General features: G+C 70.9%; 26 protein-coding genes, 1 tRNA gene and 1 riboswitch. Of the genes, 13 read left to right on the forward strand and 14 right to left on the reverse strand.

What is annotated here, in order from left to right; translation table 11 throughout:
- Positions 1–15 precede the first annotated feature (15 nt).
- Complete coding sequence (locus ADL08_RS22080) at positions 16–501, reverse strand: type II toxin-antitoxin system PemK/MazF family toxin (protein WP_053645651.1); 486 nt, start codon at positions 499–501, stop codon at positions 16–18.
- Positions 502–701: 200 nt separating this feature from the next.
- On the opposite strand from ADL08_RS22080, the gene ADL08_RS22085 reads away from it, so the two are divergent.
- The gene (locus tag ADL08_RS22085; protein ID WP_053645653.1) at positions 702–1,454 is read left to right on the forward strand and encodes an MBL fold metallo-hydrolase; all 753 of its coding nucleotides are present in this window, start codon (positions 702–704) and stop codon (positions 1,452–1,454) included.
- A gap of 76 nt (positions 1,455–1,530) precedes the next feature.
- On the opposite strand, the gene ADL08_RS22090 is transcribed toward ADL08_RS22085, so the two are convergent.
- The gene (locus ADL08_RS22090; RefSeq protein WP_053645655.1) at positions 1,531–2,796 is read right to left on the reverse strand and encodes a PTS transporter subunit EIIC; all 1,266 of its coding nucleotides are present in this window, start codon (positions 2,794–2,796) and stop codon (positions 1,531–1,533) included.
- A 323-nt stretch (positions 2,797–3,119) separates the two neighbouring features.
- On the reverse strand, positions 3,120–4,418 hold the full coding sequence (locus tag ADL08_RS22095) for a PTS transporter subunit EIIC (protein ID WP_053645657.1): 1,299 nt from the start codon (positions 4,416–4,418) through the stop codon (positions 3,120–3,122).
- 186 nt (positions 4,419–4,604) lie between these two features.
- Between ADL08_RS22095 and ADL08_RS22100 the strand changes: the two genes are divergently transcribed.
- The 4 genes from ADL08_RS22100 (at position 4,605) to rdgB (ending at position 6,856) form a co-directional block, all read left to right on the forward strand.
- On the forward strand, positions 4,605–4,886 hold the full coding sequence (locus ADL08_RS22100; RefSeq protein ID WP_267889583.1) for a PTS glucose/sucrose transporter subunit IIB: 282 nt from the start codon (positions 4,605–4,607) through the stop codon (positions 4,884–4,886).
- Between the two features lie 133 nt (positions 4,887–5,019).
- Positions 5,020–5,751, forward strand: a complete 732-nt coding sequence (gene rph / locus ADL08_RS22105) for a ribonuclease PH (protein ID WP_053645661.1) — start codon at positions 5,020–5,022, stop codon at positions 5,749–5,751.
- Between the two features lie 98 nt (positions 5,752–5,849).
- Complete coding sequence (locus tag ADL08_RS22110; protein ID WP_053645663.1) at positions 5,850–6,230, forward strand: hypothetical protein; 381 nt, start codon at positions 5,850–5,852, stop codon at positions 6,228–6,230.
- 23 nt (positions 6,231–6,253) lie between these two features.
- Positions 6,254–6,856 (forward strand): RdgB/HAM1 family non-canonical purine NTP pyrophosphatase, encoded by a 603-nt coding sequence (rdgB, locus tag ADL08_RS22115; RefSeq protein WP_053645665.1) that lies wholly within the window; start codon positions 6,254–6,256, stop codon positions 6,854–6,856.
- 51 nt (positions 6,857–6,907) lie between these two features.
- Here rdgB and ADL08_RS22120 read toward each other — a convergent pair.
- From ADL08_RS22120 to bcp, 4 genes are all read right to left on the reverse strand, one after another.
- A tRNA-Leu gene (locus tag ADL08_RS22120) sits at positions 6,908–6,991 on the reverse strand.
- A gap of 75 nt (positions 6,992–7,066) precedes the next feature.
- A complete protein-coding gene (locus tag ADL08_RS22125) occupies positions 7,067–7,942 on the reverse strand; it encodes an HNH endonuclease (protein WP_234352225.1) in 876 nt (291 codons plus the stop codon).
- Positions 7,943–8,095: 153 nt separating this feature from the next.
- The gene (gene proP / locus ADL08_RS22130) at positions 8,096–9,592 is read right to left on the reverse strand and encodes a glycine betaine/L-proline transporter ProP (RefSeq protein ID WP_053645667.1); all 1,497 of its coding nucleotides are present in this window, start codon (positions 9,590–9,592) and stop codon (positions 8,096–8,098) included.
- Positions 9,593–9,700: 108 nt separating this feature from the next.
- Entirely contained in the window at positions 9,701–10,174 is a 474-nt protein-coding gene (gene bcp / locus ADL08_RS22135; RefSeq protein ID WP_053645669.1) for a thioredoxin-dependent thiol peroxidase, read from the reverse strand.
- A gap of 141 nt (positions 10,175–10,315) precedes the next feature.
- Between bcp and ADL08_RS22140 the strand changes: the two genes are divergently transcribed.
- The 3 genes from ADL08_RS22140 (at position 10,316) to ADL08_RS22150 (ending at position 11,543) form a co-directional block, all read left to right on the forward strand.
- On the forward strand, positions 10,316–10,636 hold the full coding sequence (locus tag ADL08_RS22140) for a DUF3618 domain-containing protein (RefSeq protein ID WP_053645671.1): 321 nt from the start codon (positions 10,316–10,318) through the stop codon (positions 10,634–10,636).
- A 92-nt stretch (positions 10,637–10,728) separates the two neighbouring features.
- Positions 10,729–11,067: a GroES family chaperonin gene (locus tag ADL08_RS22145; RefSeq protein WP_030210124.1), complete on the forward strand. Its 339-nt coding sequence runs from the start codon at positions 10,729–10,731 to the stop codon at positions 11,065–11,067.
- A gap of 46 nt (positions 11,068–11,113) precedes the next feature.
- Positions 11,114–11,188: riboswitch (guanidine-III (ykkC-III) riboswitch) on the forward strand.
- A 34-nt stretch (positions 11,189–11,222) separates the two neighbouring features.
- Entirely contained in the window at positions 11,223–11,543 is a 321-nt protein-coding gene (locus ADL08_RS22150) for a DMT family transporter (RefSeq protein WP_053645673.1), read from the forward strand.
- Here ADL08_RS22150 and ADL08_RS22155 read toward each other — a convergent pair.
- Positions 11,537–13,861: a transglycosylase domain-containing protein gene (locus tag ADL08_RS22155; protein WP_078968331.1), complete on the reverse strand. Its 2,325-nt coding sequence runs from the start codon at positions 13,859–13,861 to the stop codon at positions 11,537–11,539. The genes ADL08_RS22150 and ADL08_RS22155 overlap by 7 nt on opposite strands.
- A 150-nt stretch (positions 13,862–14,011) precedes the next feature.
- Here ADL08_RS22155 and ADL08_RS22160 point away from each other — a divergent pair, with 150 nt between their 5' ends.
- Genes ADL08_RS22160 through ADL08_RS22175 form a run of 4 tightly spaced genes read left to right on the forward strand, consistent with a single transcriptional unit; the run spans position 14,012 to position 17,951 of the window.
- The gene (locus ADL08_RS22160; RefSeq protein ID WP_053645728.1) at positions 14,012–14,812 is read left to right on the forward strand and encodes an ABC transporter permease; all 801 of its coding nucleotides are present in this window, start codon (positions 14,012–14,014) and stop codon (positions 14,810–14,812) included.
- Positions 14,805–15,677, forward strand: coding sequence for an ABC transporter permease (locus ADL08_RS22165; RefSeq protein ID WP_420709629.1), 873 nt, complete (start codon positions 14,805–14,807; stop codon positions 15,675–15,677). Before ADL08_RS22160 ends, ADL08_RS22165 begins: the two co-directional genes overlap by 8 nt.
- Positions 15,678–15,681: 4 nt before the next feature.
- Positions 15,682–16,671, forward strand: coding sequence for an ABC transporter ATP-binding protein (locus ADL08_RS22170; RefSeq protein ID WP_053645675.1), 990 nt, complete (start codon positions 15,682–15,684; stop codon positions 16,669–16,671).
- An 11-nt stretch (positions 16,672–16,682) separates the two neighbouring features.
- Positions 16,683–17,951 carry a DUF445 domain-containing protein gene (locus ADL08_RS22175; RefSeq protein ID WP_053645677.1) on the forward strand — a complete coding sequence of 423 codons (1,269 nt, stop codon included), beginning with the start codon at positions 16,683–16,685 and terminating at the stop codon, positions 17,949–17,951.
- 69 nt (positions 17,952–18,020) lie between these two features.
- Here ADL08_RS22175 and ADL08_RS22180 read toward each other — a convergent pair whose 3' ends face one another.
- From ADL08_RS22180 to ADL08_RS22195, 4 genes are all read right to left on the reverse strand, one after another.
- On the reverse strand, positions 18,021–18,323 hold the full coding sequence (locus ADL08_RS22180; RefSeq protein ID WP_053645679.1) for a hypothetical protein: 303 nt from the start codon (positions 18,321–18,323) through the stop codon (positions 18,021–18,023).
- Positions 18,324–18,400: 77 nt separating this feature from the next.
- Positions 18,401–19,369: a hypothetical protein gene (locus ADL08_RS22185; RefSeq protein WP_053645681.1), complete on the reverse strand. Its 969-nt coding sequence runs from the start codon at positions 19,367–19,369 to the stop codon at positions 18,401–18,403.
- A gap of 174 nt (positions 19,370–19,543) precedes the next feature.
- The gene (locus ADL08_RS22190; protein ID WP_053645683.1) at positions 19,544–20,029 is read right to left on the reverse strand and encodes a TrmO family methyltransferase domain-containing protein; all 486 of its coding nucleotides are present in this window, start codon (positions 20,027–20,029) and stop codon (positions 19,544–19,546) included.
- A 25-nt stretch (positions 20,030–20,054) separates the two neighbouring features.
- On the reverse strand, positions 20,055–20,504 hold the full coding sequence (locus ADL08_RS22195) for a creatininase family protein (protein ID WP_078968334.1): 450 nt from the start codon (positions 20,502–20,504) through the stop codon (positions 20,055–20,057).
- Positions 20,505–20,533: 29 nt separating this feature from the next.
- Here ADL08_RS22195 and ADL08_RS22200 point away from each other — a divergent pair, with 29 nt between their 5' ends.
- Entirely contained in the window at positions 20,534–20,824 is a 291-nt protein-coding gene (locus ADL08_RS22200) for a hypothetical protein (RefSeq protein WP_053645688.1), read from the forward strand.
- A gap of 59 nt (positions 20,825–20,883) precedes the next feature.
- Here ADL08_RS22200 and ADL08_RS22205 read toward each other — a convergent pair whose 3' ends face one another.
- Positions 20,884–22,713, reverse strand: coding sequence for a DEAD/DEAH box helicase (locus tag ADL08_RS22205; protein ID WP_053645690.1), 1,830 nt, complete (start codon positions 22,711–22,713; stop codon positions 20,884–20,886).
- 2 nt (positions 22,714–22,715) lie between these two features.
- Positions 22,716–24,137, reverse strand: a complete 1,422-nt coding sequence (locus ADL08_RS22210) for a hypothetical protein (protein WP_053645692.1) — start codon at positions 24,135–24,137, stop codon at positions 22,716–22,718.
- Between the last annotated feature and the right edge of the window lie 16 nt (positions 24,138–24,153).

The raw sequence follows: 24,153 nt of genomic DNA on the forward strand, positions 1-24,153 counted from the left end.
CCGCTCCCGCGGTCCTCAGCGCGCGAGATGACGGACCCGGTCCCACAGGGCCGGGTCCACCTCTCCCACCCTGCGCCGGAAGTCCGCCACCGGCACGTTCCGCAGCTCGTCCGTCTCCAGGAAGCTCTGCCGCCCCCGCGCGTCGCCCACCACCCCCGGCGGCAGCGCGATCACCCCGGGCCGCTCCTCGTGGTGCCTGCTGGTGATCTTGGCGACGAGCGCGCCGCTCCCGCGCACCGAGAGCACCAGGCAGGGCCGGTCCTTGGACCCGGGCCCGTCCTCGAAGGGCACGTCCGCCCACCAGATCTCACCCGCCTTCGGGCCCCGTCCCTTGCGCGGCTCCGCGGGCCGGGCCGACGGCCGCGCCGGGGGCCGGGTCCGCCCCGGGGGACGGCGGGAGGAGGAGGGCCGGCGCGGCGACCGCCTCCACCCGCCGACGAGCGCCACCACCAGTGCGAGCACCACGACCGCGACGAGCGCGGGCCACCACGACGTGTCCATACCGCACGACGGTACCGGCGCGCGGTTCCCTGCGCCGTGGCGGGGCGCCATCCATCCGAACCGGTGACAGAGCCCGTGAGTTCGCCCACAACCGGCCACCGCGAAGGAGCGACGGGCCCCGGTGCGCCTTACGCTCGACAGACCGCACAGCCTCCCCTCCCCTGCGCCTTCCCGCACCCGTCCACGGAGGTTCACGCTCCATGAAGCTCACCGTCGTCGGCTGCTCGGGGTCGTTCCCGTCCGCGGACTCGGCCTGTTCGAGCTACCTCGTCGAGGCCGACGGCTTCCGGCTGCTCCTCGACATGGGCAACGGCGCCCTGGGCGAGTTGCAGCGCCACATCGGTCTGTACGACCTCGACGCGATCTTCCTCAGCCATCTGCACGCCGACCACTGCATCGACATGTGCGGGTACTTCGTCGCCCGCTACTACCGGCACGAGGGCGGACGCTGCGACGCGATCCCCGTCTTCGCCCCCGACGGCGCCGAGCAGCGCCTGACCACGGCGTACGCGGACACGCCGTCGCCCACCGCGATGAGCGAGGTCTTCGACTTCCACACGCTGAAGTCGGCCGGCTTCGAGCTCGGCCCGTTCTCCGTCCGCACGGAGAAGGTGTGCCATCCGGTCGAGGCGTACGGCATCCGGGTCGAGCACGGCGGCCGCTCCCTCGCGTACTCCGGGGACACCGGCGCCTGCGAGGCGCTGGACGAGCTGGCCGAGGGCGTCGACCTCTTCCTCTGCGAGGCCTCCTTCACCCACGGCAAGGAGGACATCCCCGACCTCCACCTCAACGGCCGCGAGGCCGGCGCCCAGGCGGCCCGCGCCGGGGTGGGCCGCCTCGTCCTCACCCACATCCCGCCGTGGACGGACGGCGAGCGGAACCTGGCGGACGCGCGCGAGGTGTACGCGGGGCCGTCGGAGCTGGCGAGATCGGGCGCGGTGTACGAGGTCTGACGTACGGGCCCGAGTACGGGCGAAGGGCCCCGGAACCGTACGGTTCCGGGGCCCTTCGGCGTTGCGGGGGCGGGACTCACGCCTTGGTGAGGTCCTCGATCTCCTCCTCGGGCTCGCGGCCCGGGGTGGTGAGGTTGAACTTGGTGATCGCGAAGCGGAAGACCACGTAGTAGACCGCCGCGAAGACGAGACCGATCGGGATGATCAGCCACGGCTTGGTCGCGAGGTTCCAGTTCAGCGCGTAGTCGATGAAGCCCGCGGAGAAGGTGAAGCCCGCGTGCACGCCGAGGGCCCAGGTCACGGCCATGGACACGGCGGTGAGGACCGCGTGGATCGCGTACAGCAGCGGCGCGATGAACATGAAGGTGAACTCGATCGGCTCCGTGATGCCGGTGACGAAGGAGGTCAGCGCGAGCGAGACCATCATGCCCATGACGGCCTTGCGGCGCTCCGGGCGGGCGGAGTGCGCGATGGCGAGGGCGGCGGCCGGGAGGCCGAACATCATGATCGGGAAGAAGCCCGACATGAAGATTCCGGCGCTCGGGTCACCGGCGAAGAAGCGGTTCAGGTCACCGTGGACGACCTCGCCGGCCGCGTTGGTGAAGTCACCGATCTGGAACCAGGAGACGGTGTTCACGAACTGGTGCATGCCGACCGGGATCAGCGCGCGGTTGATGAGGCCGAAGAGGCCGGCGCCGACCGAGCCGAGGCCGGTCATCCACTCGCCGAAGCTGGAGATGCCGTTGCCGATGGGCTCCCAGACCAGGCCGAAGACCACGCCGACGAGGGTGCCGACGAAGGCCATGATGATCGGGACGAGGCGGCGGCCGTTGAAGAAGCCGAGCCAGTCGACCAGCTTGGTGCGGTGGAACTTCTGCCACAGGACGGCGGCGATCAGACCCATGAGGATGCCGCCGAGGACACCCGGGTTGTTGTAGGTCGCGGCGACGTCGACACCCTTGTTGGCGGTGGTGTTGACGACGGCGTCGGTGACCGGGAACGCCTTGAGGACGTTGCTGTAGACCAGGAAGCCGACGAGGGCGGCGAGGGCGGTCGAGCCGTCGGCCTTCTTGGCGAAGCCGATGGCGACGCCGATGCAGAACAGCAGGGGCAGGTTCGAGAAGACAGCGTCACCGGCCGTGGCGAACACGGAGGCGACCTTGTCCCAGCCCAGTCCGTCCTTGCCGAAGACGTCGGGCTGGCCGAGACGGAGCAGGATACCCGCGGCCGGCAGGACGGCGATCGGCAGCTGCAGGCTGCGACCGACCTTCTGCAGGCCCTGGAACAGGCCGGATCCGCGCTTCTTGGCGGGAGCGGCGGCCGGGGCGGTGGCCGTACTCATCAACTTCCTCCAGTAAGGCAAGGCGCCGCCAGAGAAGTGGAAAGGGGGTGACGGCGGCGTCTCGTGGAACGCGGTGGTCTGGACCGCGTGGTCTACACCAATGAGTGGTGTAGACCAGTTTTAGCACGCGCGACTTAGATAAGGAACCTGTGAATTCTCACCCGATCGGACACGCTCCGTAGCGGGCACGGAAAGGCCCCCGGACCGTGGGGTCCGGGGGCCTGGGAGCGCCCCGCCGGGGGAGGCGCGGCGGGGTCGGCGCGAGGGGTGCGGCGGGCTGCCGCAGGAGGTGCGGCGGGGCTGGCGCGAGGGGTGCGGCGGGCTCACTTCACGTTGTCGCGCTCCATCTCCGCCTCCACCTCCTCCGGCTCGCGGCCGGGGGTCGGGAGGTTGAACTTGGTGATCGCGAACCGGAAGATCACGTAGTACACGACCGCGAAGCCCAGCCCGATCGGGATGATCAGCCACGGCTTGGTCGCGAGGTTCCAGTTGATCACGTAGTCGATCAGACCGGCCGAGAAGCTGAAGCCGTCCTTCACGCCGAGCGCCCAGGTCACCGCCATCGAGACGCCGGTGAGCACCGCGTGGATCGCGTACAGCACCGGGGCGATGAAGAGGAACGAGTACTCCAGCGGCTCGGTGATGCCGGTGACGAACGAGGTCAGGGCCACCGACAGCATCAGACCGCCGACCTCCTTGCGCCGGTGCGGCCTGGCGCAGTGGGTGATCGCGAGCGCCGCCGCCGGCAGCGCGAACATCATGATCGGGAAGAAGCCCGTCAGGAACTGCCCGGCGTTCGGGTCGCCCGCCAGGAACATGGGGATGTCACCGTGGACCACCGTGCCGTCCGGCTTCGTGTACGTGCCGAACTGGAACCAGATCGGCACGTTGAGGAACTGGTGGAGGCCGATGACGAGCAGCGCCCGGTTCGCCACGCCGAAGATGCCCGAACCCCACGCGCCGAGCCCGACCAGCCAGTCGCTGAAGCTCTCCAGGGCGTCGCCGATCGGCGGCCAGATCCACAGGCAGAGCGCGGCGAACGCGATCGCCACGAACGTCATGATGATCGGGACGAGACGGCGGCCGTTGAAGAAGCCCAGCCAGTCGACCAGCTTCTTCCGGTGGTAGCGCTGCCACAGGTACGCGGTGAACAGGCCCATGAGGATGCCGCCGAAGACGCCGGGGTTCTGGTACGTGTACCCCGCGAAGGAGTCGTCCGCGCCCAGGCAGCCGCCCACGATGTCCCGCGTCCCCTCGGGGCAGTCCTTCGGGAACTGACGGAGCACCGTGTAGTAGACGAGGAAGCCGACCACGGCCGCCAGCGCCGTCGAACCGTCCGCCTTCTTCGCCATGCCGATCGCGACGCCGATGCAGAACAGCAGCGGCAGGCCGAGGCTGCCGTCGAGCAGCGCGCCGCCCGCGCCCGCCATCACCTTGGCGACGTTGTCCCAGCCGAGGCCGTCGGCGCCGAAGACGTCCGGCTGCCCGAGCCGGTTGATGATGCCCGCGGCCGGCAGGACGGCGATGGGGAGCTGGAGGCTGCGGCCCATCTTCTGGAGGCCCTGGAAGAGACCGCTGCCCCAGGACTTCTTCGGCGCGGCCGCGGCGCTGTCGCTACTCATGGGCGTCCTCCCTGCCCGGAACAAGCCGGGTGCGCGTCTCGTTGCACACTGGTGTAGACCAGTTGCGGTAGGCTCCGGGAGCCCGCTGGGGACAGGCCGCCGGTGATCGTCATCATTCGGCAGAACGGCGGCACTCGCTCGCGAAGTTGGGCCAACCGTGGGTTACCGTGGCAAAGCGGACCGCAGGTGCGCCGGGATTCGCGTCCTCGCGAACGGAACGACAGGGAGAAACACATGGCCACCAAGGCTGAGAAGATCGTCGCCGGGCTCGGCGGCATCGAGAACATCGAAGAGGTCGAAGGCTGCATCACCCGCCTGCGCACCGAGGTCGTGGACGCCGCCCTCGTCGACGAGGCCGCCCTGAAGGCCGCCGGCGCCCACGGCGTCGTGAAGATGGGCACCGCCATCCAGGTCGTCATCGGCACCGACGCGGACCCGATCGCCGCGGAGATCGAAGACCTGATGTGAGGACCTGATGCGAGCGACCGACTCGCATCGGCAGGGGCCCGTTCCGGCAGGGGAACGGGCCCTTCGCCGTACCCGGGCACCCGGGCGCCCGGCGGGGAACGGGCCCCTCCCCGTGTCCCGCTAGGCTCGACCCATGTCTCGCATCGACGGCCGTACCCCCGAACAGCTCCGCCCCGTCACCATCGAACGCGGATGGAGCAAGCACGCCGAGGGCTCCGTCCTCATCTCCTTCGGCGACACCAAGGTCTTCTGCACCGCCTCCGTCACCGAAGGCGTCCCGCGCTGGCGCAAGGGCAGCGGCGAGGGCTGGGTCACCGGGGAGTACTCCATGCTCCCCCGCTCCACCAACACCCGCGGCGACCGCGAGTCCGTCCGCGGCAAGATCGGCGGCCGCACCCACGAGATCTCCCGCCTCATCGGCCGCTCCCTGCGCGCCGTCATCGACTACAAGGCGCTCGGCGAGAACACGATCGTCCTCGACTGCGACGTCCTCCAGGCCGACGGCGGCACCCGCACCGCCGCCATCACCGGCGCGTACGTCGCCCTCGCCGACGCCGTCGCCTGGGCCCAGTCCAAGAAGCTGGTGAAGGCCGGCCGCAAGCCCCTCACCGGCACCGTCGCCGCCGTCTCCGTCGGCATCGTCGACGGCGTCCCCCTCCTCGACCTCTGTTACGAGGAGGACGTCCGCGCCGATACCGACATGAACGTCGTCTGCACCGGCGACGGCCGCTTCGTCGAGGTCCAGGGCACCGCCGAGGCCGAGCCCTTCGACCGCAAGGAGCTCAACGCCCTCCTCGACCTCGCCTCCGGCGGCTGCGCCGACCTGGCCGAACTCCAGCGCAAGGCCCTCGAAGGAACCCTCTGAGGAACCCTGCGGGGCGCCACGGCGTCCTGACGGACAACGGGCGCGCGGATACGATCCGTGCGCCCGCCCGCCCGTCCCACCCAGGGGGAGGACCCACCTTGAAGCGCCGCATCGCACTCGCCGTGGCCACGGCCGCCACGCTCACCACCGTCCTGAGCGGCTGCGCGGCCCTCGACACCGCCATGGACTGCGTCAAGACCGCCGACGCGATAGCCACCTCGGTGAGCAAGCTCCAGCAGGCCGTCTCCAGCGCCTCGAACGACCCGACGCAGATCGAGGAGGCCCTGACCTCGATCTCCACCGAACTGGGCAACCTCAAGAACACCACCGACAACGCGGACCTCTCCAAGGCCGTCGACGACCTGAACAAGGGCGTCGACTCCGTCCGCACGGCGGTCAAGAACGGCGACACCACCCCGGACGTCACGCCGATCACGAACGCGGCGGGCGAGGTCACGAAGGTCTGCACACCGGGCTGACCGCTCCCGGGATAATCAAGGGCATGACCCGTCTGATCCTCGCCACCCGCAACGCGGGAAAGATCACCGAACTCCACGCGATCCTCGCCGACGCGGGCCTCGACCTCGAACTCGTCGGCGCGGACGCGTATCCGGAGGTGCCCGACGTCAAGGAGACCGGCGTCACCTTCGCGGAGAACGCCCTCCTCAAGGCCCACGCCCTCGCGCGGGCCACCGGCCTGCCCGCCGTCGCCGACGACTCGGGCCTCTGCGTCGACGTCCTCAACGGCGCCCCCGGCATCTTCTCCGCCCGCTGGTCCGGCACCCACGGCGACGACCGCGCCAACCTGGACCTGCTCCTGGCCCAGCTCTCCGACATCGCGGACGAACACCGCGGCGCCTACTTCGCCTGCGCCGCCGCCCTCGCCCTCCCGGACGGCACGGAACGCGTCGTCGAGGGCACCCTGCCGGGCACCCTCCGCCACACCCCGGTCGGCACCAACGGCTTCGGCTACGACCCGATCCTCCAGCCCGAGGGCCACGACGTCACCTGCGCGGAACTGACCCCGGCCGAGAAGAACGCGATCAGCCACCGCGGCAAGGCGTTCCGGGCGCTGGTGCCGGTGGTGCGGGAGCTGCTGGGCTGAGGCATGACTGTGGCCTGCGAATCAAGCCTTCGACTCGCAGGCCACAGGGAGTGCGGCCGGTGGGATTCGAACCCACACAGGATTTCTCCCAGATGCCCCTAAAACACCCGCCGATACCAGTTTGGCTACGGCCGCCTACCTGACATGGTAGCGGTCACTTGATGCTCGTTTGCGGGGGACGGCGATGCTTCCCGCGACACCACGTCTCAGTCATCGAGTGGCAGTTGAGGCAGAGATAACGAAGGTTCTCCCGGCGATTGTCGAGTCAGTCACCGTTGATGTGGTCGATCTGCAGAGTGATGGGCCGGTCCCGCCATTCACCTTCGTTCCCGCACTCGACGCAGCGGTACGGAACGCCCACCTCGGTGAGGGCGCGGTGGCCCGCACCGCACCCCACGTCCGCCGCTTGAAGTGCGAGGTGTCGAGGCCGAGCCCGGCCACCCACCGCCTGACCCGCCGGTGGTTCTGGTCGCTCACCGGGAGCCCGAGGGCCCGCATCACGTCGGCGAAGCTGGTGGCCCCGTCCACCGCTGCCCGCAGACTCTCCTCGGGCACATGGGCACGCCTGTGGGTGAAGTGGGCGATGTCGATGCCCCGCTCGTGCAGCATGTGCCTGAGCGCGGCACGGGACCGGCTGTCGTCGGCCACGCCCAACAGGCGGGCCACCTCTCTGACGCCGAGTGCGGCTGCCACCGCTGTCCGGAGCTCGTCCGTGGTGAACGGCAGATCCGTGGTCGAGCGGTTCAGCCCCGGGAAATGACCGACGTCGATTCCGGCCGCCGCGATACGGCGCCGGATGTGCGAGAGGGTTCCGGTCGCCGGTGGCACCCCGAGCTTCTGTACGACTTCGCGCAGCGTCGTCGAGGTGGCGACGGCTTCGGCGATGGCGTCGTCCGTGTACTTGCGCCAAGGGCTGCGCTGCTTGAAATGGCTGGTGTCGATGCCGTACTCGGCGACCTTCGACTGCAGTGCCCGGCGTCGCCCACCGCTCTCGGCGACCCCGAGCCGCCGCATCAGATCCGCCCACCCCCTCGACTCCGCCACGGCGGCGCCGAGCCGTTCCCGCGTGTACGCGCTCGTCCCCATCCGGCCCCCTCCTTGTACGGATCTCGTACAGATCAACGAGCCGAATATCGGACGGTCACGTCATATCGCGTACGAATATCGCAACCGGCGGGAAAGGCGAACGGCCCGCGCCGGAAGCGAAACCGGTGCGGGCCGTTCGTCGAAGAGGAGAGGTCAGAACTTCGGCTCCGGTGCCCGGGCCATCACCATCTCCGCCGCCTCCTCGTGGGTCTCCACCGACGGGGGCGAGCCCTCCAGGGGCTGCTGGGCCGTCTCCTTCATGCAGGCCACGGCGATGACGCCGACGAGGGCCGCGCCCATCGCGTAGTACGCCGGCATCAGGTTGTTCCCGGTCGCGCCGATCAGGGCCGTGATCACGAGGGGGGTCGTGCCGCCGAAGAGGGAGGTGGAGAGGTTGTAGCCCACCGAGAGGGAGCCGTAGCGGACGTCCGTGGGGAAGAGGGCCGGGAGCGCCGCCGACATGGTGCCGAGCATGCAGACGAGGGAGAGGCCCAGCATCAGCATGCCCGCCGTGATCGCCGGGATCCCGCCCCGGCCGATCAGCAGGAACGCCGGGAGGGAGAGGAAGAGGAAGCCCAGCATGCCCGCCATCAGGACCGGCTTGCGGCCGAAGCGGTCGTTCAGCCTGCCCACCCGGGTGATGACCAGCATGAGGAGCACCATCACCAGGAGCAGGATCAGCAGGCCGTGGGTCTCGCTGTAGCCGAGCTCGTCCGAGAGGTACGTCGGCATGTACGACAGGACCATGTAGTCGGTGATGTTGTACGCGCCCACCAGCGCGACGCACAGCAGCAGCATCGGCCACTGCCGCCGGAAGATCTTCGCCAGGTCGCCCTTGGTCGTGGTCTCCACCGCGTCCGCCGCCTCCGAGGGGTGCGCCGCGTCGGACTCCAGGCGCTGGAACGCCGGCGTCTCGTCGAGCCGCATCCGCAGGTGGAGGCCGACCAGGCCCAGCGGCCCCGCCACCAGGAACGGCACGCGCCAGCCCCAGGCCTCCATCGTGTCGGAGCCGAGCCACGCGGTGAGCGCCGTCACCAGGCCGGCCGCGCCGACGTACCCCGCCAGGGTGCCGAACTCCAGGAAGCTGCCGAAGTAGCCCCGGCGCCGGTCGGGCGCGTACTCGGCGATGAAGGTCGAGGCCCCGCCGTACTCACCGCCGGTCGAGAAGCCCTGGAGCATCCGGAAGGAGATCAGGAGGACCGGCGCCCAGAAGCCGATGGAGGCGTACGACGGGATCAGGCCGATCGCGAAGGTGCCGGCCGCCATCAGGATCATGGTCAGCGCGAGGACCTTCTTGCGGCCGAGCCGGTCGCCCATCGGGCCGAAGAACATGCCGCCGAGCGGGCGGACCAGGAAGGCGACGGCGAACGTCGCGAACGACGACAGGAGCTGGACCGTGTCGTTCCCGGACGGGAAGAAGACGTGTCCGAGGGTGACGGCGAGGTAGGCGTAGATCCCGAAGTCGAACCACTCCATGGCGTTGCCGAGCGAGGCCGCCCGCACGGCCCGCCTGACCGCCGCCTCGTCCGTCACCGTGATGTCGGTCCGCCGCAGCCGGGGCTGCTTGCGCCGGTTGACGGCCCTGAAGAGCCGGGGGTGGCGTCTCAGGGCCCCGGGGTCGGCCGCGGGGTCGTGATCGGTGGCCGGCATGACCGTTCGTCCTCTCTCCGGAAACACACAAGAGGCTCTCCTGCGCGGTCGTGCCGTTCGCAAACGGGGATCGTCCGGAGTGCGATCCCCGTCACGTTCCGGGGGGTGTCAGGCCTCGACGCCCAGGTCCCGGATGATCTTGGCGACGTGGCCGGTGGCCTTCACGTTGTAGAGGGCGCGCTCGACCTTGCCCTCCTCGTCCACGACGACGGTGGAGCGGATCACGCCCGTCACCGTCTTGCCGTACAGCTTCTTCTCGCCGAAGGCGCCGTACGCCTCCAGGACCTTCTTCTCCGGGTCGCCGACCAGGGTGACCTCCAGGTCCTCCTTCTCGCGGAACTTCGCCAGCTTCTCCGGCTTGTCCGGGGACACGCCGATGACGTCGTACCCCGCGCCCGCGAGCAGCTCCAGGTTGTCGGTGAAGTCGCAGGCCTGCTTGGTGCAGCCGGGGGTGAGGGCGGCGGGGTAGAAGTAGACGATGACCTTGCGGCCCCGGTGGTCCGCGAGGGAGACCTCGTCGCCGTCCGCGTCGGGAAGGGTGAAGGCGGGGGCGGTGTCGCCGGGCTGCAGTCGCTCGCTCATGGCTCTCCTCGGGAAACGTTCGCGTACGCGTGCAGAGCCTAATGGGGGTCTGGGGCGACCCTTCGGCGGCGGAACTGACAGACTGTCCGTCAACGACCGGATCACGACGATCACGGCGATCACGACTACGGAGGCAGTGCGGTGTCGGACGCCAGGACCCCTGCGCAGATCGAGGCGGACATCGTCCGCCGACGCGAGCAGCTCGCCGTCACTCTCGACGAGATCGGCATTCGGGTGCACCCGAAGACGATCATCGGCGACGCGAAGGCGAAGGTGGCCTCGACGGTCGACCAGACCGCCGGCCGCGCCTTCGTCGCCGTCAACCGGGTCGTCTCGGACGTGAAGGCCCGTTTCACCCACGCGGACGGCGCGCCCCGCCTGGAGCGGGTGGTGCCGGCGGCGCTCGCGGTCGTCGCGGTCGTCGGGCTGATCACCGTCGTCGGCCGCAAGGGCAAGGGGTGACGGCTCCGGGCCCCCCTGGTGCGGCCGGTGGCGCGGCGTCCGCGCACGGGTTCCGTGCACGGGCGACACGCCCGGGCGGGTAGGTTCACCCCGTGAGCGAGAACACGCACGACAAGCTGCCCATCCGGATGCTCCACGACCGGGTCCTGGTCCGTACCGACTCCCCGGAGGGGGAGCGGCGTTCCGGCGGCGGCATCCTGATCCCGGCGACCGCCGCCGTCGGCCGCCGCCTCGCCTGGGCCGAGGTGGTCGCGATCGGTCAGAACGTCCGTACCGTCGAGACCGGCGACCGGGTCCTGTACGACCCCGAGGACCGCGCCGAGGTCGAGGTGCGGGGCGTCGCGTACGTCCTGATGCGGGAGCGCGACCTGCACGCGGTGGCGGCGGACCGGTTCCAGGGGACGTCCGACTCGACCGGGCTCTACCTGTAGGCGGACGAACCTCCACGAGGCCCCGGTGACCATGGTCACCGGGGCCTCCGCCCTTTCTTTGCTAGCCTGGAAGGACCCCGACGAGACGCGCCGTACCGGGTACACGACAAGACGACGCACCCCTTGTTGTTCCGTCTCACGGAGGTGCCGTCGTCATGGCCTGGATCCTGCTCGTCGTCGCGGGTCTGCTGGAAGTCGCCTGGTCGATCGGGATGAAGTACACCGACGGGTTCACCCGTCTCTGGCCGAGCGTGTTCACCGGCGCCGGGATCGTCGCCTCCATGCTGCTGCTGTCGCAGGCCGCCAAGACGCTGCCGATCGGTACGGCGTACGGCGTGTGGGTCGGCATCGGCGCGGCCGGCGCGGCGGTGTTCGGCATGGTGGTGCTGGGGGAGCCGGCGACCGCCGCCCGCGTCTTCTTCGTCTGTCTGCTGCTCGTGGCCGTGGTGGGTCTGAAGGCGACCTCGGGTCACTGACCGTCCCGCCGGTCGCCGGGCGCGACCCGTTCGGCGGTACGGGGGACGGCGGAGGCGTCGGGCTCCGGGCCCGCGTCCGGGCCGGTGTTCCGGGCCGGGACCGCCTCCGGGCCCGCCTCCCCGGTCACGTACTCCTCCGGGCCGTCCGGCGCCGGTGACGCGGACGGCGGTTCCTCGGGCTCGGCGCCCGGCATCAGCCGGAGTTCGAAGTCCCGGGGCGGTGTCCCCGCCAGGGCCTCCCGGGTGAACCGGCCCCAGATCTCGGCGGGTTCCCCGCCCCCGGCGACCCGGGGCGAGCCGAGCGCCCCGTACAGGGGTTCCTGGTGTCCCGTCTCGGGGTCCTGGCCCATCAGCGCGACGACCGTGGCGAGGTCCGGGGTGTAGCCCGCGAACCAGGCGGCCTTGTCGTCCTCCGCCGTGCCGGTCTTGCCGGCCGCCGGGCGTCCGGCGGTCTGCGCGGCCGTTCCGGTGCCCGCCTCGACGACGCTCCTGAGGATCGACGTGGTGGTGTCGGCGGCCTCCCGGCTGACGGCCTGCCGGGGCCGGACGGCCGGCAGCGCCAGCTGCTCGCCGCCCCGGCTGACGCCCTCGACCAGGGTGTACGCGCCGAGTCTGCCGTGGGCGGCGAGCGTCGCGTACGCCGTGGCCATGTCCAGGACGCTGGCGGTGGCCGCGCCGAGCGCGATGGAGGGGGAGGCGGTGAGGTCGGGGGTGGAGCCGGGCACGCCGAGGGCGATCGCGGTCCGGCGCACGTGCGCGGGGCCGACGTCGACGGCCATCTGGGCGTACACGGCGTTCACCGACAGGTCGGTGGCGGTGCCGACGGGGATCTCGCCGTAGCTCGCGTCGTCCTCGTTGGCGGGGTCGTACGGGCCGCCGTTCCAGCCCTCCACCGGGCGCCGGTTGGTCCCGTCGTACAGCGTGTACGGGGTGATGGGGCGGCCCCGCTGGGTCTGCGCGCCGTTCTGCACGGCCGCCGTGAAGACGAAGGGCTTGAAGGTGGAGCCGACCTGGTAGTCGCGGCGGGTGGCGTTGTTGACGTACTGCCGGGTGTAGTCGATCCCGCCGTACATCGCGAGGACCCGGCCGTCCGCCGGGTCGACGGCCGCCGCTCCGACGCGCACGAAGCGGTCGGCGGGGTTGCGGTCCGGGGCGAGCCGGGAGACGACCCGGTCCTCGACGGCCTCGGCGAGGGCCTCCTGCTTGGCGGGCTCCAGGGTGGTGGTGATCCGGAAGCCGCCGCCGGCGAGGGTCTTCTCGTCGACGATCCCGCGGCCGGTCAGGTACTCCTCGACGGCCTGGACGACGTAGCCGCGCTGCCCGGACAGGGCGGTGACGGCGCGTGCGGTCTGCGGGTCGGGGAAGCGGAGGGCGGCGCGGTCGGCCCGGTCCAGCCAGCCCTCGGTGACCATGCCGTCGAGGACGTAGTGCCAGCGGGCGACGGCCTTGGCGCGGTTCTCGGGGTGGGTGGTGACGTCGTAGGCGCTGGGGGCCTTGAGGAGGGCGGCGAGGTAGGCGCCCTCGGCGGTGTCGAGCCGCTCGACGTCCTTGCCGTAGTAGGCGCGGGCGGCGGCCTGCACGCCGTAGGCGTTCCGTCCGAAGTAGCTGGTGTTCAGGTAGCCCTGGAGGATCTCCGCCTTGCTCTTCTCGCGGCCGAGCTTGATCGCGATGAAGAACTCCTTCGCCTTGCGGCTGAGGGTCTGCTCCTGGCCCAGGTAGTAGTTCTTGACGTACTGCTGGGTGATGGTGGAGCCGGACTGGCGGCCCTTGCCGGTGGCGGTGTTCCAGGCGGCGCGGACCATCGCCTTGGGGTCGACGGCGCGGGAGGTGGAGAAGTCGCGTTCCTCGGCGGCGAGGACGGACCGCTGGAGGGTGAGCGGGATCCGGTCGAGCCGGACGCTCTCGCGGTTGACCTCGCCGTCGCGGGCGAGGGGGGTGCCGTCCCGGTAGAGGTAGACGTTGGACTGGGCGACGGCGGTGGCGTTGGCGGGCGGGATCTCCACCAGGAGGTATCCGGCGGCGAAGGCGCCGGCGAGGAGCAGGCCGCCGAGGAGCAGGGTGCCGAGGAGGCGGCGGAGGAAGCGCCGGAAGGGGCCCCGACGGCGGTGTCGGCGGGAGTGCCGGCGGGCCGCGGCGGCCGTCGTCCGTCCGGGCGGGTGCAGGGTGGGATCCCTCGGGTCCCAGCCCCGGCGGGGCGTCCGGGAGGTGCCGCCCGGGTCGAAGCTCGTGCCGGAGCCCGCGCCGGGGTTCGCACCCGGGCTCGTACCAGGGCTCGTACCCGGGTTCGTACCGGGGGAAGGGGACGGGGAAGGGGACATGGCATCCCATATTGCCGGTAATGGTCGAAAAGTCCTGAACGCGACTCGAATATCTCGCATGTGACGTGAAAACGGGTCGCGGCGGACACCGCGCCCCCGCTAGGGTCGTGCGCTTCGTCTCCGCTCACCCCCCGGAAAGGGAGCCCCATGCTGCGGCTGTACGCGACGGTGGCCGCGGGCGGGTTCCGGCGCTACGCCACCTACCGGGTGGCGACGGCGGCGGGCGTCTTCACCAACAGCGTCTTCGGCCTCGTCCTCTCCTACACGTACATCGCCCTCTGGAACGAACGGCCGCACCTCGGCGGCTACTCCATGGACGACGCCCTCGCCTACGTGTGGATCGGGCAGGCCCTGCTCACCGTCTGCGGCCTGATGGGCGGCGGCTTCGAGGAGGAGCTGATCGAACGGATCAGGACCGGGGACATCGCCGTCGACCTCTACCGCCCCGCCGACCTCCAGGCCTGGTGGTTCTCGGCCAACGCGGGCCGGGCCGGCTTCCAGCTGCTCGGCCGGGGCGTCGCCCCGATGGCGCTCGGCGCGCTCGTCTTCGGCTTCACCCTGCCGTCCGGGCCCGGCGGCTGGGCGGCGTTCCTGCTCGCGGTGGTCCTGGGCTCGGTGGTCGGCTTCGCGCTCTGGTACCTGGTGGCGATGAGCGCGTTCTGGCTGCTCGACGGCCAGGGCGTGATGCAGGTGGCCTGGCTGGGCGGCCTGTTCTTCTCGGGGATGCTGCTCCCGCTGAACGTCTTCCCGGGCGCCCTGGGCGAGGTCGCCCGGATGCTGCCCTGGGCCTCCCTGCTCCAGGTCCCGGCCGACGTCTACCTGGGCAGGTACGAGGGCTGGGAGCTGGCGGGGGCGTACGCCTTCCAGGGCTGCTGGGCCCTGGCGCTGCTCGGCACGGGCCGGGCGGTGCAGGCGATGGCGACGCGGAAGGTGGTGGTGCAGGGTGGCTGAGACGACGACCGCGACCACCGTCGCAGGCACGGGGGACGACCCGTCCCGCGCCCACGACGGCCTCGGCGACTCCCTCCGTACGTACCGGATGGTGGCGGCCATGTGGATCCGCTCCACGATGACGTACCGCCTCTCCTTCGCCCTGACGCTCTTCAACAGCCTCTGCGTCACCTTCTTCGACTTCGTCGTCATCCTCCTGATGTTCGGCCGGGTGAAGGGGCTCGGCGGCTTCTCCTTCGCGGAGGTCGCCTTCCTGTACGGGACGGCCGGCACCGCCTTCGGGATCGCGGACCTGACGATGGGCTCGCTCCAGCGGATGGGGAGGCGGGTCAGGGACGGCTCCCTCGACACCTTCCTGATGCGCCCGGCGCCGCTGCTCGCGCAGGTCGCGGCGGACAAGTTCGCGCTGCGCCGCTTCGGCCGGGTCGCGCAGGCGCTGATCGTCCTGGTCTGGGGCCTGCTCCTGCTCGACGTGGACTGGACGCCGGTGAAGGCCGTGCTGCTGCCGGTGACGGTGGTCTGCGGGGCGGTGATCTTCGGCGCGGTGATGGTGATCGGCGCGTCCGCGCTCTTCTGGCTCCAGGACGCGGCCGAGGTCACCAACGCCTTCACGTACGGCGGGAACACCCTCCTCCAGTACCCGCCGACGGTCTTCGCGCAGGAGCTGGTGCGGGGCGTCGTCTACGTGGTGCCGCTGGCGTTCGTGAGCTGGCTGCCCGCCCTGTACGTGCTCGGCCGGCCGGCCCCGGCGGGGGTGCCGGACTGGGCGGCGTTCGCGTCGCCCTTGGTGGCGCTCGTCTGCTGCGGGGTCGCGGGCCTCGCCTGGCGGGCGGGAGTCCGCTCGTACCGATCGACGGGAAGCTGAGGCCATGACTCCGACCGAACCCTTCATCCACCTGGACGGGGTGGAGAAGACCTTCACGGTCCGCCGCAGGGCGGGCCTGGTCCGCCGGGAGAAACGGGAGGTCCGGGCGGTCGACGGGATCTCGTTCGGGGTGGAGCGCGGCGAGATGGTCGGCTACATCGGCCCCAACGGGGCCGGGAAGTCCACCACCATCAAGATGCTGACCGGCATCCTCACCCCCAGCGGGGGCCGGCTGCGGGTCGCGGGCATCGACCCGTCCCGCGAGCGCACCCGCCTCGCCCGGCGGATAGGGGTGGTCTTCGGCCAGCGGACCACGCTCTGGTGGGACCTGCCGCTGAGGGACTCGTACGAGCTGATGCACCGCATGTACCGCATCCCCGACGCCCGCTACCGCGAGAACCTCGACCGCTGCGTGGACCTCCTGGACCTGGGGGAACTGCTCGACGTGCCGGTGCGGCAGCTCTCGCTCGGCCAGCGGATGCGGGGCGACGTCGCGGCGGCGCTGCTGCACGACCCCGAGGTGCTGTACCTGGACGAGCCGACGATCGGCCTGGACGTGGTGTCGAAGGCGAAGGTGCGGGAGTTCCTGAAGGACCTGAACGGGGCGCGGGGCACGACGGTCCTCCTGACCACCCACGACCTGACCGACATCGAGCAGCTCTGCTCCCGGGTGATGGTCATCGACCACGGGCGCCTGATGTACGACGGGGAACTGTCCGGCCTGCACGAGGTGGGCGAGAGCGAGCGGCTCCTGGTGGTGGACCTGGAGCGCGAACTCCCCCCGATCGACGTGCCCGGGGCCCGCTTCGTACGGGCGGAGGGACCCCGCCAGTGGCTCGCCTTCCCGGCGACGGAATCGGCGGCGCCGTTGGTCGCGGCGGTGGCGGCCGCGCATCCGCTCGTCGACCTGTCGGTGCGGGAACCGGACATCGAGGCGGTGATCGCGAAGATGTACGGGGGAACTCGGGAGGAGCGCCGGGAGTCCCTGAGGTAGGAGGTCGACGCATGGTGAGTTTCTCGTACACGGCCGCGGACGAGGAGAAGAGCAGAGGCGTCCGGCGCATGAAGGCGCTGGCGACGTCCCTGCTGCTCTTCGTGGCGGTGGTCTACGCACTGGCGACGTGGGCGCGGAACTCCGGGGCGGGAGCCTGGGCGGGGTACGTCGCGGCGGCGGCGGAGGCGGGCATGGTGGGCGCGCTCGCGGACTGGTTCGCGGTGACGGCCCTCTTCCGGCACCCGCTGGGGCTGCCGATCCCGCACACGGCGATCATCCCGAAGAAGAAGGACCAGCTGGGCACGTCGCTCGGCACCTTCGTCGGCGAGAACTTCCTCTCCGCCGACGTCGTACGGGGCAGGCTGACCGCCCTGGGCATCGGCGGCCGCCTGGGCGCCTGGCTGGCGGACCCCGCCCACGCCGACCGCGTGATCGCGGAGCTGTCCACGGCCCTGCGGGGCGCGCTGACGGTGCTGCGGGACTCGGACGTGCAGGCGGTGGTGGGAGAGGCGATCACCCGCAGGGCGGAGGCGGTGGAGATCGCGCCGCCGCTGGGCAAGACGCTGGAGAAGGTGGTCGACGACGGGGCGCACCGCCGGGCCGTGGACCTGGTCTGCACCCGGGCCCACGACTGGCTGGTCACCCACGGGGACTCGGTGATGGACGCGGTCCAGGGCGGGGCGCCGGGCTGGACCCCGCGCTTCGTGGACAAGCGCATCGGCGAGCGCGTCTACAAGGAACTGCTCCGCTTCGTCACGGAGATGCGGGACATGCCGGGGCACCCGGCGCGCGGCGCGATCGACCGCTTCCTGGCGGACTTCGCGATCGAGCTCCAGTCGGACACGGACACCCGGGTCCGCGTCGAGCGCCTGAAGTCGGACCTGCTGGCCCGCCCGGAGGTCCAGGACGTCATCGCCTCCGCGTGGGCGTCGGTCCGCTCCCTGATCATCGCGGCGGCCGAGGACGACCACAGCCAGCTCCGCCTGCGCGCCCGCGCCTCCCTGATCTCCCTGGGCCGGCGCCTCTCCTCGGACGCCCGCCTCCGGGCGAAGGTCGACGGCTGGGCGGAGGACGCGGCGGCGTACCTCGTCACCACCTACCGCGACGAGATCACGTCCCTGATCACGGACACGGTCGCGAGCTGGGACGCCACCCAGACCTCGAAGAAGATCGAGGCGAACATCGGCCGCGACCTCCAGTTCATCCGCATCAACGGGACGGTGGTGGGAGCGCTGGCGGGGCTGCTGATCTACACGGTGAGCCACGGGTTGGGGGGCTGAGCCCCTTCGCCGTGGTGCGGGCTCGGCCCTTGCCGTGCGGGGCCCCAGCCCGTGCCCCGCGCGGTCGTCTCAGCCCTTGTCGCGGGTGACGGCCCAGGAGGCGGCAGCGACGGCCCCGGCGACGGAGAACACGGCGGGCCAGGCCCCGACCTTCTTCGCGAGCGGGTGCGACCCGGCGAACGCGGCGACGTAGGCGGACGTCAGCCCCACGGAGGCCTTCGCCCCGCCCACCCGCTGCCACTCCCGCGCGGCCACCCCGCCGGCCACGGCGAGCACGGCCCCGCCGAGCGGCCGCTTCTTGGTCCACCGCGCGACGGCGTACCCGCCGACGAGTCCGGCGGCGGCGGTGAGGGGGGAGGGGATGCGGGGCATGGCGGGGCCTTTCGGTTCGGCGGGTCGACGGTTCGTCCTCCGAGCCTACGAGGTGCGGGCGGGGCCCTTGCGGGGGGTCAGGACGCGACGGGGGTACGGGCGGCACACCGGGCGCACAGCTTCTCGTCCCCGACGGGCCGGAACAGCATCGGCTGGACGTGGTCGCCGGAGCACTCGCGCGCGCCTTCGAGCCGCGGGGACAGCCGGGGTCCGGACGGCGGTGACACGAGCTGGGGTAGGACGCGGGGCGGCACGTCGCGGAGCAGGTACCGGACCAGCCCGCCGGGCCGGTGTACGGGCGTCCCGGCGCCGGGCAGGCCGCGCAGGACGTGCTCGTGGACGTCGACGGAGGTGTGCCCGGCGTCGAGCCAGCGCGCGGCGAGCCGGGCGAGTTCGTCGCGCATGCCGGGCGGGATGTTCCGCAGGGCGGGGGAGAGGAGCGGCAGCGCGCCGACGAGCGCGCGGGCCTCTTCCTGCCGGGGGCCGGCGACGCGTACGGGCTCGTCGCCCGGCTCGTCGCCCGGCCTGTCGCCCGGCTCGTCGCCCGGCTCGTCGGCCACCGACGGAAGGTTGGAGGTGTTCTCTACGGGTTCTTTCTCTGGATGACCGCCGGTCGACGGGGTCTCCGGTGCACCGGCGGCCGGTACACCGACGGCTCGATTCCGAGGACTCGGTGCGACCTGCGGGAACACCCGGTCCTCGCAGGTGGAGAGGGGTGTCCCGGCGAGGATCTTGGCGGCCTCGTCGGCGGTCAAGGGGGTGCTGGAGACGAGCTGTTGGGTGATCCAATGCCCACCGGCCCCTTGGACCCGCCGCTCGTGCACGAACCCCTCCGCCTTGAGCTGCCGCTTGGCGCGCCCGAAGGCACGCGCCCCGATCCGGGCACGCTCGGCGGTCCGGGAGAGCGATTCCCGGGCTCCCCGGGGAAGCGACAGCTGCCAGGTGAGAAGACGCACGGCGTCGGAGTTGAGGCGGGGGTGCCGGATGATCTCGTGCGAGTACTGGCCGAAGGCGCGGGAGGGCGCGATAACGTTGCGGTAGATCACTGTGGGTCCTGTCCACTGGTGGTTCAGGCCCTCGCTGACGGGTGCAACCGTCGACGGGGGCCGTTTTACGCGACCGTACAGCACGCAGAGTGTCAAGGTGGACACACCGGGTGAAGATCACCTGTGTGGGTGATCTTCAGGGCCCCGGCACCACTACGGCACCTGCACGTCTCCTCAACGCTCGGAGGCGTCCCGCCAGTAGTCCGCCAGCATCTCGCCCGGCCACGCCGGCTGGGCGACGGGCCCCCGGGGAAGCATCTCCTGGAACACGGCCACGAGGTCGACGACTTGGGTCCCCTCGTCGGCGTCGAGGTCCGTGACGTACAGATCGAGCCCGTCGACCTTGAGCAGCCTGGGGAAAGAGGTCGCGAGCCGGGCCGGTCGCCGGTGGTTGTGGTGCACGAAGGTCCCGGTCGCCGGCCAGGCGGGGTTGTCCCGGGGGCTGCGGGCGTGGAGGGCGACGTCGTCCGGGGAGCCGAGGTTGAAGAACCACGTGACTTGGAGGTGGGAGAACTCCTCGATCCCCCGCAGCGTCTCCACGGGAAACTCCGGCCTCAGCCGGATGATCGACTCCACCCCGCCCTTGAAGTCGTCGAGCTTCCCGCTGTGACCCCCGACGACGTCGGCGATGACCGGCACCTCGATGAACTCACCGGACACGTTCTCGTCTCCTCTCCTCTTCCTGTCACTTCTGGCGAGGGAGCCCCCGCGACCCGGCCTCCGCCTGTTCGCCCAGCGCGGTGAGGTGCTGATCGAAACTCTGCCGGAGGCTCTCCAGCACCGCTTTCCCCTTGTCGGCCGTGGCATGGGAAGGAAACCCGATCACCCCGGTCCGGGTGTAGGGCCCCACACCGTGCACGAGGAGGTGCGACCTGTCGCCACCGTCGTGGTCGGCGTCGGCGTACCCCTCTCCCACCAGCTCGGGAGCGGCGTGCAGCAGGATCGACGTCTCTATCTCACCGGCGTGCATGTCAGCGTGCCGGTCCGACACCAGGCCACCGTCGTCCCTGGCCCGGTCCCAGTCGGCGCCGAGGGGGAAGAGCGAGACGGCGGGGCCGTCGACGTTGGCTTCCTGCGCCAGGTTCGACAGCACGTAGTTCCCGCCGTGGCCGTTGACGATCACCAGCTTGTGGATACCGGAGAGGCTACGCGGAACGGTGGGGTGTGCGGGAGGGCCCCGACTTCAAGGCCACCTGGTGTGAGATCGCCACCGACCTCACCACACCCCACGGCCATGGCGGCGGCATCCGCGTGACCCGGGCGGAGGCCATGATTTCCCTCTACGAAGCGGCGGCGTCCGCCCACGGGGCACGAACGACCCGCCTCACCCCCGGCACCGCGACGAGAGCGGTCATCGAGCTGACCGTCGACCTGCTCGCGTGGGCGGACGCTCACGGCTACGACGCCGACGACATCCTGGACGCCGCACAGACGCGGTTCGACCTCGGACCGTGAGGGTCCTTGGCCGGGGTGACGGGGTTAGCGGCGGGCTGTCCACGGGGAGAGGCCAGTGCTCACGGCTGCTGCAGATGACCGAGCAGCGCATGGAGGTCGGCGGAGTCCATTCCCCACGGAGTGAGGTCCTCCTCCGGGTCCGCCAGTTCCCGTACGACCGGGTCGTCGAGGATCTGGCCCATGAACTCCAGCTTGCGTCCGAGGCGCTCGTGCACGACGGCGTCGATCGTCCCCTCGGCGACGAGCACCGTCACGCGGGTGTCCGTACCCGGGGCGAGTCCGAGCCGGTGGATCCGGTCGAGGCTCTGGAGGTAGCGGCCGGCCGCGAAGTCGCGGTCGAGGTAGACGGCGTCGTGACAGACGTGGTGGAGGCTGATCCCCTCGCCCAGCGTGGCCGGGTTGGAGAGCAGCACCATGCAGTCCGGGTCCTCGCGGAACCTGCGGATCTGCTCGTCCCGGTCCGGGGTGGCGCCGTGGACCACCGCTGGGCGGAGCGCATCGAGAGAGGCCGCGAGCGTGGTCAGGTTCCTGACGAACGTCGACCAGACGAGCGTCTTGCGGCCCGCGCGGGCGTTCTCCGTCACGATCCGCAGAACGGCCTCGTACTTCGGGGACAGCTCGTAGCTCGGAAGCTCCCGCATGAGATCCAGCAGAGGGAGGCCGGGGTCCGCCGGGCGCCGGGCCGCGAACAGCGGCAGGGGCTGGTACCGGTCCGAGCCGGACTCCAGCAGGGCGGGGTTCGTACTGGCCATCATCAGGTACACGAGCACCTTGCCCAGCCGGGCGAACTCCTCCTGCTCGCGGTCCTGGAGGTCGGTGAGCTGGTTCTTGAGCGCGGCGTAGAGGCGGCGGTGCGCCTCAGGAAGCTGGACGTACTTCACCCGTATGTCCACCGGAGGGAGCTGGAGTTCGTTCTTCGTCGTCCTGGTGAAGAGCGGTCTCAGCACCCGGCTCGCGTGCGCGAGGTCCCCGCCCGCCACCGCCCGGTCCACGGCTCGCCGCCCGTGACCGGGCCAGACGAACGAGAGGAGGCTCTCCAGGTCCTTGGCACCGTTCGGCGCCGGGGTCCCGGTGAGGATGAGGCGGTGCGCGGCCAGCGGTCCCAGCGCCATGCAGCTGGCGCCGTACGTGCCCCGGACGCCCAGCTTCATCCGGTGGGCCTCGTCCAGGACCATGAGCGCCGGGGCTGCCGAGAGCCACTCGGCGAGCTGGGACTGCTGTCGGCTCAGCCGCTCGTAGTTGACGAGCAGGATCTCCGCACCGCTGTCCTCCGACCGCTGGAAGACGCGGAGAACGGGGGGCACGGAGAAGCACATGGCAGCTTCGTCGGTCCACGCCTCGTACGCGGACTTCGGGCTGACCACCAGAAGCCGCCGGACCTTGCCGGCCTGTCGGAGGGCCGCGTATACCGCCAGGGCGGCGCGGGTCTTGCCCGCCCCGGGGACGCTGAAGTTGGCGCCGTGCGTGAGGGACAGCAGCTTCGCGATGTCGCGCTGCTGGAAACTGGTCAGCGGAGCCGTCCAGGCCGGGCCGAGGAGCGCGGGGACGTCGGAGGCCGAGACCTCTCCCCGTACCTGCTCGCCGCGCTGCCCCGCCTCCAGCCGGGCTTCCACCGCCTGTGAATCCCGTACCGACCCTTCGGCAAGCGCCTTCAGACCGGGCGAGAAGACGACACCCTGTGGGTCGTGCCAGTGGGTCAGCAGAGGCAGCTGGGCGAGGAACTCCTCCAGGTCCACCTCCGCCGCCTGAGGACCGCGCTGACTCCCGCTGCCATACCGGGCAATGAACCGTACGAGATGCGCCTGGCCGTCCGCGAGGCTCCGGAACACCACCTTCGTACGGGTCTCGTCAAAGCTGATTCTGAGCGAGGGCTCTTCGGTGCCGGCCACGCTCAGTCCTCGCTCGCCTTGATCAGCCAGCTGACGCCCTCGCCGCGCGTGCTGACACCACGGCTGGCCTGGCGGGCCAGCTTCGCGAGACTGCTCCGGACCCTGAGCAGCGCGCTGTCGAAACTCGCCTCGTCGAGGCTGTTGCTGCCGAGCGCCTGCACCAGATCGCTCACGCTCTGGTCGATCGACGCGCGCGCGTCGTCGAGACGCTCCGCGGTGGTCTGCCTGACCTTCCTGAGCCGGTCGTCCCGCTCCGCCTCGTCCAGCGCGCGGCGCATCCCCTTGCGGGCTTCGGCGATCTCGCGCTGGGCGGCCTCGCGTACGGTGTCCGGAACGTTGCGGGAGGACCAGGTGGCGCGGGCCTGGAGGATCTGGTCGGTCACGGCCCGGGCCCGGATGACCGGGTCCGAGGGCGGGGCTACGGTGACGGACAGACCGGGGATGGAGATTCCGGCCGGTTCGGCCGTGCTCTTCCCGCTGGAACCAGCGGCCTCGAACAGCGTGGGCAGGCTTCCCTCCAGGTAGGTCCCCTGGAAGTCCTCCCCGATGACACGGGTCCTGGTCTTGGCGAAGTCCAGGATGATGGCCGCGATCCGGTTCTCCTTGACCCGCTCGGCCTTTTCCTGGCTCGAAGCCCGCACCTTCTCGTACGTACGGTGCAGTTCCTTCAGGTTCTCCTGGTGGCCCTCGAAGTCCGAGAGGCCGAGCTGGGCGCCTTCCGGCGTGGCACTGCGCTCGATCATGTCCCGGATCACTCCGAGGATCCACCGCTCCTGCCGGAAGGTCTTGAGCTGGATGTGGAAGTCGCGGGCGATGTCGGCCTCCTCCCGGCCCATCAGCTCCTGCTCCTCCATGGCGATCAGGCGGTTGATGTAGGAGTAGTCACGGCGCTTGTCGGGGCGCAGCTGAAGGGTCAGCTCGACCGCGTTGATGTCGTCCCAGGTGAAGGAAGAGGGAAGGACGCCGACCCGGATCGAGGCGCGCCCCAGTCGGCGCAAGGCCGCGGCACGCGTGTTGCCGTTCACGAGGATGCCCTCGTGCGTCATGAGCCCGGGTTCCTGCTGATCGACGGAGCGCAGGCTTTCCAGCAGCGCTTCGAAGTCCGGGTCCGTCTCGTCCGGGTTGGCGGGCTTTCCCCTCAGCAGCCGGTCGAGGTATTCCTGGCTTTCCACGCTCCAGGGATCCGACTCCAGCCCGCGGGCGAGGTCGGGGTCGTGGTCGCGCTGGGCCCTGATGCGGTGAGTCGCCGGGTTGTAGTAGACGTCGCGCAGTGGCATGTCGATGACACCGACGTGGATCGGACGGCCGTTCCACTCCACGGTGACGGTCTCGCTAATTTTGTTCGCTTCGGTGGACTCATGGAGCCGCCGTGCGACCAACTCGGTGTTCTCCGGGCCCTTCGGCGGAAGAGCGAATGCCAGCATTCCCACGATTCTCCTC

The sequence above is a fragment of the Streptomyces sp. NRRL F-6492 genome, assembly GCF_001280125.1.
In the GTDB taxonomy this organism is placed as follows: Bacteria; Actinomycetota; Actinomycetes; order Streptomycetales; family Streptomycetaceae; genus Streptomyces.

Coding starts and splice junctions, on each gene's coding strand:
- rph (WP_053645661.1), top strand. CDS start 5,020: ATGTCTCGCATCGACGGCCGTACCCCCGAACAGCTCCGCCCCGTCACC.
- ADL08_RS22210 (WP_053645692.1), bottom strand. CDS start 24,137: ATGCTGGCATTCGCTCTTCCGCCGAAGGGCCCGGAGAACACCGAGTTG.
- ADL08_RS22170 (WP_053645675.1), top strand. CDS start 15,682: ATGACTCCGACCGAACCCTTCATCCACCTGGACGGGGTGGAGAAGACC.
- bcp (WP_053645669.1), bottom strand. CDS start 10,174: ATGAGCGAGCGACTGCAGCCCGGCGACACCGCCCCCGCCTTCACCCTT.
- ADL08_RS22150 (WP_053645673.1), top strand. CDS start 11,223: ATGGCCTGGATCCTGCTCGTCGTCGCGGGTCTGCTGGAAGTCGCCTGG.
- ADL08_RS22080 (WP_053645651.1), bottom strand. CDS start 501: ATGGACACGTCGTGGTGGCCCGCGCTCGTCGCGGTCGTGGTGCTCGCA.
- proP (WP_053645667.1), bottom strand. CDS start 9,592: ATGCCGGCCACCGATCACGACCCCGCGGCCGACCCCGGGGCCCTGAGA.
- ADL08_RS22155 (WP_078968331.1), bottom strand. CDS start 13,861: ATGTCCCCTTCCCCGTCCCCTTCCCCCGGTACGAACCCGGGTACGAGC.
- ADL08_RS22175 (WP_053645677.1), top strand. CDS start 16,683: ATGGTGAGTTTCTCGTACACGGCCGCGGACGAGGAGAAGAGCAGAGGC.
- rdgB (WP_053645665.1), top strand. CDS start 6,254: ATGACCCGTCTGATCCTCGCCACCCGCAACGCGGGAAAGATCACCGAA.
- ADL08_RS22085 (WP_053645653.1), top strand. CDS start 702: ATGAAGCTCACCGTCGTCGGCTGCTCGGGGTCGTTCCCGTCCGCGGAC.
- ADL08_RS22180 (WP_053645679.1), bottom strand. CDS start 18,323: ATGCCCCGCATCCCCTCCCCCCTCACCGCCGCCGCCGGACTCGTCGGC.
- ADL08_RS22095 (WP_053645657.1), bottom strand. CDS start 4,418: ATGAGTAGCGACAGCGCCGCGGCCGCGCCGAAGAAGTCCTGGGGCAGC.
- ADL08_RS22090 (WP_053645655.1), bottom strand. CDS start 2,796: ATGAGTACGGCCACCGCCCCGGCCGCCGCTCCCGCCAAGAAGCGCGGA.
- ADL08_RS22125 (WP_234352225.1), bottom strand. CDS start 7,942: ATGGGGACGAGCGCGTACACGCGGGAACGGCTCGGCGCCGCCGTGGCG.